The sequence below is a fragment of the Rhodococcus sp. NPDC057297 genome (assembly GCF_042667435.1).
Taxonomy (GTDB): domain Bacteria; phylum Actinomycetota; class Actinomycetes; order Mycobacteriales; family Mycobacteriaceae; genus Rhodococcoides.
Genome location: NZ_JBHUZE010000001.1, coordinates 963,529 through 975,598, shown reverse-complemented (window position 1 = coordinate 975,598; position 12,070 = coordinate 963,529). Strand labels below are relative to the sequence as shown.

Annotated in this window: 12 protein-coding genes; 10 read left to right on the top strand and 2 right to left on the bottom strand. The window is 63.1% G+C overall.

Annotated elements, in window-relative coordinates; all coding sequences use genetic code 11:
• Positions 1 to 227: 227 nt before the first annotated feature.
• Entirely contained in the window at positions 228 to 812 is a 585-nt protein-coding gene (locus ACFULT_RS04550) for a sugar transferase (protein WP_378480761.1), read from the bottom strand.
• 227 nt (positions 813 to 1,039) lie between these two features.
• Between ACFULT_RS04550 and ACFULT_RS04545 the strand changes: the two genes are divergently transcribed.
• The 7 genes from ACFULT_RS04545 to ACFULT_RS04515 all read left to right on the top strand — a co-directional run bounded on the left by ACFULT_RS04545 (position 1,040) and on the right by ACFULT_RS04515 (position 5,954).
• Complete coding sequence (locus ACFULT_RS04545; RefSeq protein WP_378480760.1) at positions 1,040 to 2,815, top strand: DUF4012 domain-containing protein; 1,776 nt, start codon at positions 1,040 to 1,042, stop codon at positions 2,813 to 2,815.
• 95 nt (positions 2,816 to 2,910) lie between these two features.
• Positions 2,911 to 3,495, top strand: a complete 585-nt coding sequence (locus tag ACFULT_RS04540; RefSeq protein ID WP_378480759.1) for an ArsR/SmtB family transcription factor — start codon at positions 2,911 to 2,913, stop codon at positions 3,493 to 3,495.
• 39 nt (positions 3,496 to 3,534) lie between these two features.
• A complete protein-coding gene (locus ACFULT_RS04535) occupies positions 3,535 to 3,744 on the top strand; it encodes a hypothetical protein (RefSeq protein ID WP_378480758.1) in 210 nt (69 codons plus the stop codon).
• A gap of 172 nt (positions 3,745 to 3,916) precedes the next feature.
• A complete protein-coding gene (locus ACFULT_RS04530) occupies positions 3,917 to 4,480 on the top strand; it encodes a hypothetical protein (RefSeq protein ID WP_378480757.1) in 564 nt (187 codons plus the stop codon).
• 52 nt (positions 4,481 to 4,532) lie between these two features.
• On the top strand, positions 4,533 to 4,898 hold the full coding sequence (locus ACFULT_RS04525) for a hypothetical protein (protein ID WP_378480756.1): 366 nt from the start codon (positions 4,533 to 4,535) through the stop codon (positions 4,896 to 4,898).
• A gap of 43 nt (positions 4,899 to 4,941) precedes the next feature.
• Entirely contained in the window at positions 4,942 to 5,271 is a 330-nt protein-coding gene (locus tag ACFULT_RS04520) for a helix-turn-helix transcriptional regulator (protein WP_037107160.1), read from the top strand.
• Positions 5,271 to 5,954 (top strand): cation transporter, encoded by a 684-nt coding sequence (locus tag ACFULT_RS04515; RefSeq protein WP_378480755.1) that lies wholly within the window; start codon positions 5,271 to 5,273, stop codon positions 5,952 to 5,954. The genes ACFULT_RS04520 and ACFULT_RS04515 overlap by 1 nt, the downstream gene beginning before the upstream one ends.
• A 6-nt stretch (positions 5,955 to 5,960) precedes the next feature.
• Here the strand turns inward: ACFULT_RS04515 and ACFULT_RS04510 are convergent, their stop codons facing one another.
• Complete coding sequence (locus tag ACFULT_RS04510) at positions 5,961 to 6,905, bottom strand: glycoside hydrolase family 26 protein (protein ID WP_378480754.1); 945 nt, start codon at positions 6,903 to 6,905, stop codon at positions 5,961 to 5,963.
• A 153-nt stretch (positions 6,906 to 7,058) separates the two neighbouring features.
• Here ACFULT_RS04510 and ACFULT_RS04505 point away from each other — a divergent pair, with 153 nt between their 5' ends.
• From ACFULT_RS04505 to ACFULT_RS04495, 3 genes are all read left to right on the top strand, one after another.
• Positions 7,059 to 10,199, top strand: coding sequence for a glycosyltransferase family 2 protein (locus tag ACFULT_RS04505; RefSeq protein ID WP_378480753.1), 3,141 nt, complete (start codon positions 7,059 to 7,061; stop codon positions 10,197 to 10,199).
• Entirely contained in the window at positions 10,196 to 10,951 is a 756-nt protein-coding gene (locus ACFULT_RS04500) for a polyprenol monophosphomannose synthase (RefSeq protein WP_378480752.1), read from the top strand. Before ACFULT_RS04505 ends, ACFULT_RS04500 begins: the two co-directional genes overlap by 4 nt.
• Before the next feature lie 76 nt (positions 10,952 to 11,027).
• Complete coding sequence (locus ACFULT_RS04495) at positions 11,028 to 11,915, top strand: TolB family protein (RefSeq protein WP_378480751.1); 888 nt, start codon at positions 11,028 to 11,030, stop codon at positions 11,913 to 11,915.
• Positions 11,916 to 12,070: the final 155 nt, after the last annotated feature.

Genomic DNA, 12,070 nt, shown 5'->3' with positions numbered 1-12,070 from the left:
ACTGCGGACGGCTTCGCAGACAACTCAGCTACCCATACGGTCGTTCTGTAGGGTCGCAAAAACGACCTCGACCTCTCGTGGCCCCTCTACAAACTAGTGGACGGGCGGCAATTGCTCTACTTGCCGGGAAATGTCGGGGCATTTCGATGTTCGGGATTCGGCGAACCCTCAGAAATGGCCTCGAAAAAGGTCGACTTGCTTGTTTTTCGACGGGAAATCACACGAGGTCAGGTCGTTTTCCAGCCGTAACGAACCGCGCTCGCCGTCAGGATCAAGATGCGGATATCACGGAAAAGCGACCAGGACTCCACATACGTCCTGTCGAGCGAGTGAATGTCTTGCGGTGTCAGTTCGGTCCGGGGAGTGAGCATCCAGAGGCCGGTCATGCCCGGGCGTAGCCGAACCTCGATCGGCCTCTCCGACAGCGCAGGTCGTACCAGCCGGGGACGTGGACCGACGAGGCTCATGTCTCCGCGCAGTACGTTGAACAGCTCGGGCAAGTGGATCAGACCGTACTTGACCAGCGGCCGGTTCTTCCGCTGGTCAGCCGGTGCGGAGAAGTTGAGCAGGTCGAACGCCTCACCGCCGAGACCGAGCCGGGGCAGTGTGGCCACCGGGGCCTTCGAGGGACCGGTGACCTTGGCGTAGATCCAGCAGCACACGAACACCGGAGCGAGCACCGCGAGAGTGCCTGCGGCGACGATCTTGTCGAACACTTCCTTGGTTGTTGCATCCCACGAACCGAGCGCTACAACTCCCGCATTCGAATGTGACGGGTCACCGCCACTTCGACCCAGTCGGTCGCCCTGCACCGATTTTTCACCCCAACTCGTACGTCTGCCGAAACTCGACTCGAATGTCGTATGTAAGCACCATCACGTTACGATCACGCTAACGCGTTGGCCTTTCCTCGGTTTCGCGCATTGTTTCGATTGCTTGAAATGTCATTCACGTGAATTAATCGCTACTCTTCCCTGAGCATCGTCACATTTTTCACGGTGTGACGCTCACCGACCTAGCCCACAGGAGTTCTGGCGACATGACGACCGGTACCGAGACCCGCTCATCGTCACGTGGACGCAGGAAGCGCCCGATTCTGTGGACCGTCGTGATCGTCCTCGTGCTTCTCGTCGCGTTCGTGGCCTGGCTGGCGTACGAGGCCGTGACAGCGAAGTCCAACCTCGAAACGACGCGTGACGCCGCCAACAAGGCCAAGGATTCTCTGCTCGACGGTGATGTCGCCGGTGCGCAGGCCGCAGCGGCGGAGGCGTCGGACTCGGCGAAGAAGGCACAGGACGCCGCATCGTCGATTCCGTTCTCCATCGCGGGAGCAATCCCCTATTTGGGCAGCCCGCTCGCGACGGTGTCCGATATCGCCGACGTTGTGCACGGTCTCGCCGTGGACGTGCTGGAACCGGCGTCCGCTGCGAGCGCGAGCATTTCGCCCAACAGCCTCATCGAGGGCGGCGGGCGAGTGAACCTGCAGGCGTTGACGGATGCCCAGCCGATTCTGGCCGAGACGTCAGCCGCTGCGGAGGATCTGCACGCCCAGGCTCAGGCGATCGAGGATCCGGCGTTCCTCGGAGTGGTGCAGGACGCCAGGGTTCAGCTCGAGAACCAGACGCACGATCTTGCCGGGCTGCTCACCAACACCTACACCGCGAGCCGCTTGGTTCCGTCGATGATGGGCGCTGACGGACCGCGCTCGTACTTCATGGCGTTCCAGACCAATGCCGAGGCACGCGGAACCGGCGGTCTTCTCGGCGGTTTCGGCATCATTCGGGCGGACAACGGCACCGCTCGCGTCGATACCCTGGGAGCCAACAGCGATCTGGATTTCGCCGAGCAGCCGATCGATCTCGGGCCGGAGTACAACGCGCTCTGGGCGCCGCGCAACACCACCGTCGACTTCCGCAATTCCAATGCGAGCCCGAACTTCCCGTACGCGGGACAGATCTGGTCGTCGATGTGGACGGAGCAGACCGGTGAGCAGTTGAACGGCGCCATCGCGACCGATCCGATTGCTCTGAGCTACATCCTCGACGCCACGGGACCTATCACCCTGGCCGACGGCGAGGTGATTTCCGGAGACAACGTCGTCGAGGTGACGCTGTCCACCGCGTACGCGCGCTTCGGGGACGATCAGATCGCGCGCAAGGCGTACCTGCAGGAGATCGCGGCTGCTGTCGTGGCCAAGATGACGACGGGCGTGGCGCCGACCCGCCAGCTGCTCGACGCCGTCGGCCGCGCCGGCAGCGAAGGCCGCATCTCGGTGTGGAGCGCGGACCCGGCTGAGCAGGACATTCTGGCTGCGACCAAGATCGGCCATGCGCTACCGACCGAGCCTGTCCCCTACGCCAACGTCATCGTCAACAACGCCGGCGGCAACAAGCTGGATTACTACCTGGCCCGCGACATCACCTACACCGCCGAAAGCTGCAACGGTCCAACCCGGAAGTCGACTGTCACAGCGACATTGACCAACACCGTCGATCCGAACGGTCTGACGCAGTACGTCGCCAGCACCTTCCAGCCGGGAGTTCCGTACGGCACCAACGAGTCAATCGTCTACCTGTACGCAACCCAGGGCGCCAAGATCCTCTCCACGAAGGTCGACGGAGTCAGTGCTTTCGCCGTTCAGGGCGGCGTCGAGCTCGGCCACCCCGTACAGGCTGCCTACGTCACCATTCCGCCAGGTGAGTCCTCCACGGTGACATGGGAAGTCGAGGAGCCCACCGTTCCGGGCGAAGCCGTGGTTCCCACGCAGCCTCTCGTCGACGACCCCAGCATCACCGTCGACGTCCCCACCTGCTGACCCCGCCCCCCTTCTCCCCTTGGGGTCCTGAACACCCAGCGCAAAACTCTGAAACGAATATTGCGCAATATTCCTTTCGGAGTTACGCTCGGTTCATGAACGAACCGCGTCCGGTCTCCGAGGTGTCTCAGCTGAAGGCACTGACGCACCCTCTACGGGTGCGCATTCTGTACGCGTTGCGTGCCGAGGGGAAGGCGACGGCGAGTCGGTTGGGGCAACTGGTCGACGAGTCGCCGGCGTCCGTGAGCTACCACCTCCGAAAGCTGTCGGACGGTGGGTTCGTCGTCGAAGCGGCCGGAGCAGGATCGGACGGCCGGGAGCGTTGGTGGACAGTTCCACCCGAAGGGTTCAGTTGGACGCCAACGGACTTCGCCGATACCCCGGAGGGTGCGGCGGCCAGCCGGGCCGCCAAGCAGGTGCTCGTCGACAATCAGTTCTTCCGGCAACGCGAATACGACGCCTCAGCCAAGAGCTGGGGTGACGTCTGGAATCACGCGGCTCTGAGCTGCGACTTCGTCATGAAGCTGACGGCAGCAGAAACCGAAGCCATGATGAAGGAGGTGCAGAGCGTGTTCAACAGGTGGCGTGTGCACTCCGACGAACGCACCGACGCCGTACCCAGCCCTGCCGACACCGAGCACGTCATGGTGTTCGCCCACGGATTTCCCTATCGACCATGAACCATCGACCATGAACCCACCCCAGCGAGGGACTCACCCATGAATCCTCTTCCACCCGAACTCTTTCTGATGCTTCAGCAGTGGGACACAGCACGGCATCTGGCCGGGCAGCATCTGTTCCGTCTGGCCGAAGCGCGCCGCCGGGCCGAGGCCGATCGCCTCGAACTGGAGCGAGCGTGGCAAGTACTACGCCGAGCCATGGAGGCCGAATCACGTTCTCGTGAAGAGCTACTGGCGCTCACCAATTGATACCGTTGCTTGCCCGAGCAAACAGATACCGAACCTGACTGCCCCCATGGTTTCCGTGTCGTTCGATCACATGTAATCCGATTGCCGGATACCCGTTCTGCCCGCCCCCTGTAAGCATTGCTTCGACCGATGACATTCACTGTCGTTCGTAACTACGTCGTGCGGAGCAAACATGTTGAGCCATAGACTGATCCGAAGTTCCATCGCTGTGTCGGCGACACTCGGTGCCGCTCTTCTCCTCGCGCCTGGCGCTGTGTCCGCGCAGCCGTCGGTCGGGAGCGCCGACGGAGCCATCAGCGGCGGTAGCGCAATTCTGGACAGTGGTAGCAGCGTTCTGAACGGGAACGTCGTCGACGGAGTCACCGGCATCGTCAACGGCGGCAGTTCGATCCTCAACAGCCTTCCAGGGACCGGCTCGTTCGCTCCGCGCCAGCCGTGCAACCAGGGCACGGTGTCCGGCGGTCCCGGCGTGACCCAGACCAATCACGATCTGGGACGGCCCGGCCCGGCGTCGTTCGTCATCAACTACGAGACGGAGAGCGTTCCCGACGTCATCGAGGTGTTCTACCAGGGTGGTCTGGTTCAGAGCATCGGTCCTGTGGGTGACAACATCAACGAGGGCACCGGTTCCGCCGTCGTCGCTCTTCCGCCCGGTGGCGACACGTCCGTTCTGGTGAAGGTGACGGGGCCGGCGGACACCATCTGGGAGTACACCGTGAACTGCCCCTTCGCTTGATCAGCGGTTCGGCGCGTGCATCGACGGCGCCACTCGTGTGAAGCTGGGTCCCATGGGAACGCGAAGATGGTTCGACAACACATTCGCCGACACGTGGGGCCCAGTTCTGATGTTGGTGCTGCTGGCTGTGATCGGCCCCGGCGTGATCGACAGCGCGCTCGACGAGCGGTCGCCGTGGAAGATCTTCCTCGTGCTGGTGTGGGCGCTGCTCGTCGTCGTCCAGGTGACGGAGCTGATTCGTCGACGAACCCACCATCCCAGCACTCAGCGGGTCGACCCGGCCACCATCCCGGTCGACGACGTGACGGATGCGATCTCCGACGCTCCGTCACGCGTGAAGGCCGTCAAACTGCTGCGTGAACGCCACCCCGGCCTCGGCCTGAAAGAAGCGGCGGACTTGGTCGACGCCCACCGATAGTTCAGTATTTCCTGAATACAGATTCTGATGTACAGTCACCGGAATGGACGTCCTGACCCGTGTATCCGTGCTGTCGCGCTTCGGCCATGCCCTGTCGGATGAGACCCGCACTCGGGTACTGCTGGCACTGAAGGAAGCGCCGGCCTACCCCGCCGAGCTCGCGGCCGAGCTGGGTGTGACCCGTCAGAAGATGTCGAATCACCTCGCGTGCTTGCGTGGCTGCGGCCTGGTCGTCGCGGTGCCGGATGGCCGGAGAACGCGGTACGAGCTCGCCGACGCCAACATCGGGCGGGCTCTGGACGATCTGCTGCAGGTTGTTCTCGCCGTGGATCCCACGTGTTGCCCGGCGTCGACCACCGAGGACTGCTGCTGATGGCCACCGACATCGGACTTCCAGCTCCGAATGCGCGACGACGGGCGGTGCTGTCCAGACGAATTCGGTGGTTCGTGGCGGCGACGATTGCGTACAACGTCGTCGAGGCGATCATCGCCATTTCCGAGGGCGCACGGGTGTCCTCGACGGCATTGATCGGGTTCGGTTTGGACTCGATCATCGAGGTCTCGTCCGCGGCCGCGGTTGCGTGGCAGTTCTCGGCCGCGGATCCGGAGTCGAGGGAGAAGGTCGCGCTCCGCATCATCGCGTTTTCGTTCTTCGGCCTTGCCGTGTACGTCACGGTGGATGCCGTGCGAACTCTCTTCGGGGCGGCCGATGCTGAACACTCGTCGATCGGAATTGCGCTTGCGGCAGTGAGTTTGGCCATCATGCCCGCATTGTCCTGGGCTCAGCGCCGCGCAGGTCGTGAGCTGGGTTCGGCGAGCGCGGTCGCGGACTCCAAACAAACATTGTTGTGCACGTACCTGTCGGCAGTCCTGCTGGTCGGCCTACTGCTCAACAGCCTCCTCGGGTGGTCCTGGGCAGATCCGATCGCGGCACTGGTGATCGCCGGCCTGGCCGTCAAGGAAGGTCTGAACGCGTGGAAGGGCGACACCTGCTGCGCGACGCCGATGTCTGCGCCGGCATCGGCCGGAGCCGATCACTGCGACTGCTGCGACTGACCCGCATCACCATTCCCTCAGCGCTGCTCGCGCGGATTCCAGGGCGGATTGCGGACTTTCGAGCAACCAGTTGGCTTCGCCTGCTTTATCGAAGTCGAACCACAGCAACCCGGAGACGCGGGTAGTGGCGAGGTAGGCGAAGAGGTCGGTGATCCATTGCGCTTTGTCTCCCAGGGCATCTCCGCTGCCGGTTTCGTAGATCCACACGGGCTTGGAGGGTGCCACAGAGTTCGCGGTCGCGATGGCGTCGGCGAAAAGGTCGTCCGGGGTCTGCCAGTACGTGCCTTCGCCCCCGCCGTTGTATCCGTCGATTCCCACGAGGTCGACGTAGAGGTCACCGGGGTAGGACTGCGCGGCGATGTCCAGTCCACCCGGGCGGTCGCTGCTGGCGTCGTAGGACCACACCCATTGCACTTTGCTGGCCCCTGCCTGCAGAAATATGTCGTGCACCCGGCGGTAGGCGGCGACGTAGTCCTCGGGGGTCGAGCGTGAGCCGTCCACCGACCACGGGTACCAGTTGCCGTTCATTTCGTGCCCGAACCTCAGCTGCATCGGTTGGTCGAACTCGGCCGCGCTTCTCGCCCACCCGGTGATGTACTCGTCGAAGTCTCCGGCAGCGATCCGTGCGGGTCGAAATCTGTCCTGGTACTCACCTTCGTCGGGATGCCACGGCTCCCACGTGACGGCGGGGATGGCACCTCGATCGTGAATGTCGTACAGGGTGTCGAGCGCGAGCGGACGCTCCCAGGCCCATGCCTCGAAGTAGTTGATCACCTCGGGGGCCCGGTTCAAATCGTCGCCGGTCGCAAAGGCCGTATCGACACCTGAGTTCTCACCTTGCGAGGACAGGCCGAACGTTCTCGCTGGAACCTCCGCAGTGGCCGCGCATCCGGCCGACGCGAGCACCACTGTCGTGGCCACAGCCAGGAACAGGAGTGTGAAGCGGGTCATAAGAATCCAATGTGTCGGTCAAACGGCGGACAGGTTTCAAAAGGCGGACAAACCAAACTCGAGGTAGGTTTCAGTTAGTCGGGTGTCACTTCGGTCAGCGTCGACCATCTTTCTTCCCTCTGCGATCGAAACTACAACAGTCGATTGGCCTTCATGACATCTACATACGAGGACCGGATTGCGCTTGCATCCCGGTCCGTCGACCCAGCGCTCGTTGCCCCTCCTACCGATCCCAGCTTGCCCTCGCCGCCGACGGACGTCGAACGCGACTCCTACCTTCAGAGCGAAAATCGTTGGATTCCTTTGGCTTCCACCTTCGGCGGTTTTCTCACGACGGTCAGCTTGCTGTATCTCGTCCAGGGCCAGATGTGGGCTATTCCCCTGCTGATACCCCTCGCCATCACGACGACGGCGATGGTTGTCTCTCTCCTCACGTCCGTGCAACCGCGTCGAGACACCCTGGCCGGCCACATCGCTCGGGTGCGTTCCTACCAGCCGATTCACTATCCGAGTGTCGACGTGTTCCTCCCCAGTGCAGGCGAAGATATTGCTGTGCTGCACAACACGTTCTGGCATGTCAGCCGGTTGGATTGGTATGGCGAGATCACCGTGTACGTGCTGGACGACTCGGATCGGAGTAGTGTCCGCGAGCTGGCGGAGACCTTCGGCTACGAGTATCGCGTGCGCCCCGACCGCGGATTTCTCAAGAAGGCAGGCAATCTCCGGTTCGGTTTCGACGAGTCCCACGGAGAGTTCATCACCATCTTCGATGCGGATTTCGTGCCCCGGCCGGACTACCTGCACGAGCTCATGCCGTACACCACCGAGGACGACGTGGCGATCGTGCAAAGTCCGCAGTTCTTCGACACCACACACCGCATGAACTGGATGGAGTACGCCGCGGGCGCGACGCAGGTCCTGTTCTACCGCTGGATCCAGGCTGCACGGGACAAGAGCGACGCGTCCATCTGCGTCGGCACCTGCGCCATCTACCGTCGGAGTGCCCTGGAGCTGGGCGGTGGGTTCTCGGCCATCGAGCACAGCGAGGATGTCTACACGGGCGTCGACCTCATGCGCGTCGGTTACCGGACGCGGTACGTCCCGGTCGTGGTGTCCAAGGGCTTGTGCCCGGAGACTCTGGATCAGTTCGCGAACCAGCAGTACCGCTGGGCCAACGGATCCATGAGCCTGCTGAAGTCACGCGCTTTCCACAAGATGCCGTTCACGCTTCGTCAGCGTCTGTGCTTCTGGTCCGGGTTCCTCTACTACATCGACACTGCGGTGAACGTGTATGTCATTGCGCTGCCGCCGATTCTGATGGCGTTCCTCGCGCCCGACGATGTGTCGATCAACAACTACCTGTTCGTGTTTCTGGCCATGGTGGTGCGCTTCGCGCTGGTACCGGTCATCACCATGGGCCGCGAGAGCACCCTCGGACTCGATCGCGTTCAGGCTTTCTACTCGTACATCCACTCCCTGGCGGTCGTCGACGTCATGCGCGGACGCACCGATGCCTGGCAGGCCACCGGAATCAAGACCCGCTCGACCACCGCGAGGCGCGTCAAACGCGTCATGACGACCTGGTTGGTCCTGGTACAGGTTCTGATGTGGGCGGGAATCTTCTGGAGAGCGCCGGAATACGGCTGGTCCAACTATGCCCCGATGATCGGCTTCGCTGTCTTCAACCTGATCGTCGTGTATCCCTTGATGTTCTGGCGGACCCAGTTCCCGGCTCTGCTGGATCCGATGACCCTTCGCCGCAGGCTCTTTCGCTCGGAGGTCATGACTTTCACCCAGCCACCCTCGTCGGAGAGGTTGCCGGAGCGCCGACGCAGGATCCGCATCGAGTGGAAGGCCTCTGCTGCCTGGCCGTGGCTGCTCGTCATGGGGGTTGTCTCGGCGGTTCTGTCGTTGCGGCCCGGTTCCAACAGCACCGCGTTCCAGGACGAGGGACTGTACTTATTCATCGGTCATCGCATGCTCGAGCACGTCACCGACGGTGCAACCGTCACCGAGTACCCCGGCGGCTATCTGTCGGGCGCGCCGGGGTTGTTCCCGGTGTTGGGTGCGCTCGCCGATACGGTCGGCGGCCTGGAAGCAGCGCGGATGGTGAGCTTGTTCTTCACCTGGGTTGCCATCGTCGCCGTCTACGGAATCGGTAATCGCTTGTTCGGCAAGCTGGCGGGATTGCTGGGTGCGGCTGCATTCACCTTGTCGGGATCGGTGATCTTCCTGTCCCACATGGCGACGTTCGACGCGATGGCCATGAGCCTCGTCGCCGTCGCACTGTGGCTCACTGTTCGCAGTGCGCAACAGAATTCGCTGCTGTGGGCCCCGGTCATCGGCGCTGTCCTCGCTCTCGCGTTCCTGACGAAGTATGCGACGGCGGTCTATGCGCCCGGCGTCGCGGTGATCGGCATGATTCTGGCGTGGCCGAGCATCCGCTGGGGTGCGGCGCGCCAGGCGCTGCTCGTGCTCGCGTCGGGCACGGCGACGGCGTTTTTCATCTTGATCTTCTGGGCTCAGGATCTCATTCCGGGAATCATGTCGACGACGACCAACCGGACGCCCATCTCCCCCGCGTCGGCATCACTGCTGTCGACGAACGTCGCGACGTGGGTCGGCGCGATCCTCGTCCTGGCGCTGGTGGGCGCTGCGACGCAGTACCGGCGGTGGCCGATCGGGCTCGTCATGCTGGCCTTCTCGGTCATCGGGCCGGCCCAGCAGATTCGTATCGGTGAGGAGACGTCGCTGTCCAAACACGTCGCCTTCGGTCTGGTCTTCGCCGCGCCTCTGGCGGGTGCCCTGTTGGCGTGGTTGATCATTCGAGCCAAGTGGGTCGGCATACCGGTGGCCGGTGCAGTTCTGGTGATGCAGTCGGCACTCGGGTTCACCCAGTCTCAGCAGTTCTTGACGACGTGGGTCGACGACACCGCCATGGTCGCGGCACTGCGCGACGAGATCGCCGCGTCTCCGGGGAAAGCGATTCTGGGTGAGGAACCTTCGGCTCAGCGTTACGCCCTGCGCGGTGAGGTGGAGCCGATTCTGTGGACGGACACCTTTGCGCTCGGGTACGGCAACAAGACCGGGATGCCCGCGTATCGCGAGGCGATCGACCAGTCCCACTTCGGCACGATCTACCTTAACCTCAATACAGAGAACGGCAAGCAGATCAACGAATATCTCACGACGACGGAGACTCCATACCGTCTGTCCAATCGAGTCCCCTTCACCCGATACGACGAGTTCGCCGGTTACTACCTCGTCTGGACCCCGAAGGTGTTGGAGCGGTGACGCACGATTTCGCCGGCGTGCTCGTGTGCGTGCCCACCTACAACGAGTCCAGCAACATCGAGTCGCTGGTCCACCGGACGCTGAGTGCGGTGCCCGGTGCGTCGATTCTGGTGATCGACGATTCGAGCCCGGACGGAACAGGAGATATCGCCGACGCGTTGGCCGCGGAACACCCGTGCATCTCGGTGCTGCACAGGCCCGCGAAATCGGGCCTCGCGACGGCGTATCTCGATGCGTTCCGCATCGGACTCGAACGGGGGTTCACTCGTCTGGTGGAGATGGACGCCGACGGCAGCCATGCGCCCGAGCATCTGCCGGCGATGGTCCAGGCATCGGCCGAGGCGGGTGTCGGCTTGGTCATCGGCTCTCGGTACGTCGCCGGCGGGCGTACCGAGGGCTGGCCGTGGACCCGGAAGGTCCTCTCTCGGGCCGGGAACGGCTATGTCCGTCTGCTGACGCCTCTGCGAGTTCGCGACGCGACCGCGGGCTACCGGGTCTTCACCGCCGACGCCCTGACGTCGATGGACCTGGATTCGGTGACGTCGAAGGGTTATAGCTTCCAGGTGGAGATGGCGTTGCTCGTGCATCAGGCTGGGCTGGGTATCACCGAGGTGCCCATCACCTTCCGTGAACGAGAACTCGGCACGAGCAAGATGAGCCGCGCAGTCATCCTCGAAGCACTCTGGCGGACAACTGTCTGGGGTGTCTCGGACAGAGGTAAACGTTCGGAGACCTCGCCCATATCGGTGTGAACTCCTGACGGTCGTAGAAACCCGCGGCCACTCCGTAATCGCGCCCCGTACCGCTCGGTCTGCAAGGGATGACCCGATGCGGCTCATCCGATCGATGGCGGTCCTGTTCGCTGCGTCAGCGTTGCTCGTGGGCTGTTCGGAGGATCCGCCGGCCCCACCGGCGCCTGTGGTCGTCTCCTTCGACGACGGCTGGGGCCAGGTGTTCGTGATGAATGCCGACGGGACTGGTCTGCGACAGGTCACACCGACTGTTGCAGAGGACATGTCCGACGGCATGTATGCCAATTACACGGCGCTGTCCCCCGACGGCACACAGTTGGTCTACACCCGCGCGGGACGGACGCTCGAGGCTGTCGATCTCGCGTCGGGCGAATCCAGAACCCTGCACGAGGGCGGGTACCAGCCTGCGTTTTCTCCGGACGGGTCGATGATCGCCTTCACCAGCGGTGGCAGCATCAGCGTCATGAACGCCGACGGGTCCGACGTACGGGTGGTCGCCCAGGAGGACTCCGCATTCGGGTCTTCCTTCTCGCCCGACGGCTCCCGCATTCTCTTCGACATCGCGGGCTACATTCTGGAAGTGCCGGCGTCCGGTGGCGAATCGACGGTGATCCTGCGAGACCAGTTCTGGAATGCGGACGCGGTCTACTCGCCCGACGGATCCACCCTCGTCTTCTCGAGCAATCGGGGTGGAAACAACGGTTCCGAGATCTATTCGATGCCCGTCGGCGGCGGCGAGATCACTCAGCTCACCACGACGTACGCAGTCCATCCCGAGTTCAGCCCGGATGGTTCCCGCATCTTCTACACCAGGGCGACAACGCAGTCCGGTGAACTCGTCACCGATATCGGCCTGTCCAATCGCGCCGAACTGGCATCGATGAACCTCGACGGTTCCGATCAGAAGCGCTTGACTCCCCGGTCCATCACCGGCCAGAACCCCAGCATCGGCGGGGGACGGTAGACCGAGGCAGGCCAGCTGCCTACGAGGACGTCCGCCACTGAATGCCTCACTCGGGCAGTGTCACTTTCGCCTGCTTGCAGACCTCACTGTCCGAGTCGACTGCGTACTGTTGAATCGCTGGACGAAGGCGGACGGTAAAGGCTCGAGCTGACGGA

Coding starts and splice junctions, on each gene's coding strand:
- ACFULT_RS04495 (WP_378480751.1), top strand. CDS start 11,028: ATGCGGCTCATCCGATCGATGGCGGTCCTGTTCGCTGCGTCAGCGTTG.
- ACFULT_RS04520 (WP_037107160.1), top strand. CDS start 4,942: ATGGACGTCCTGACCCGTGTATCCGTGCTGTCGCGCTTCGGCCATGCC.
- ACFULT_RS04535 (WP_378480758.1), top strand. CDS start 3,535: ATGAATCCTCTTCCACCCGAACTCTTTCTGATGCTTCAGCAGTGGGAC.
- ACFULT_RS04510 (WP_378480754.1), bottom strand. CDS start 6,905: ATGACCCGCTTCACACTCCTGTTCCTGGCTGTGGCCACGACAGTGGTG.
- ACFULT_RS04525 (WP_378480756.1), top strand. CDS start 4,533: ATGGGAACGCGAAGATGGTTCGACAACACATTCGCCGACACGTGGGGC.
- ACFULT_RS04530 (WP_378480757.1), top strand. CDS start 3,917: ATGTTGAGCCATAGACTGATCCGAAGTTCCATCGCTGTGTCGGCGACA.
- ACFULT_RS04515 (WP_378480755.1), top strand. CDS start 5,271: ATGGCCACCGACATCGGACTTCCAGCTCCGAATGCGCGACGACGGGCG.
- ACFULT_RS04505 (WP_378480753.1), top strand. CDS start 7,059: ATGACATCTACATACGAGGACCGGATTGCGCTTGCATCCCGGTCCGTC.
- ACFULT_RS04545 (WP_378480760.1), top strand. CDS start 1,040: ATGACGACCGGTACCGAGACCCGCTCATCGTCACGTGGACGCAGGAAG.
- ACFULT_RS04540 (WP_378480759.1), top strand. CDS start 2,911: ATGAACGAACCGCGTCCGGTCTCCGAGGTGTCTCAGCTGAAGGCACTG.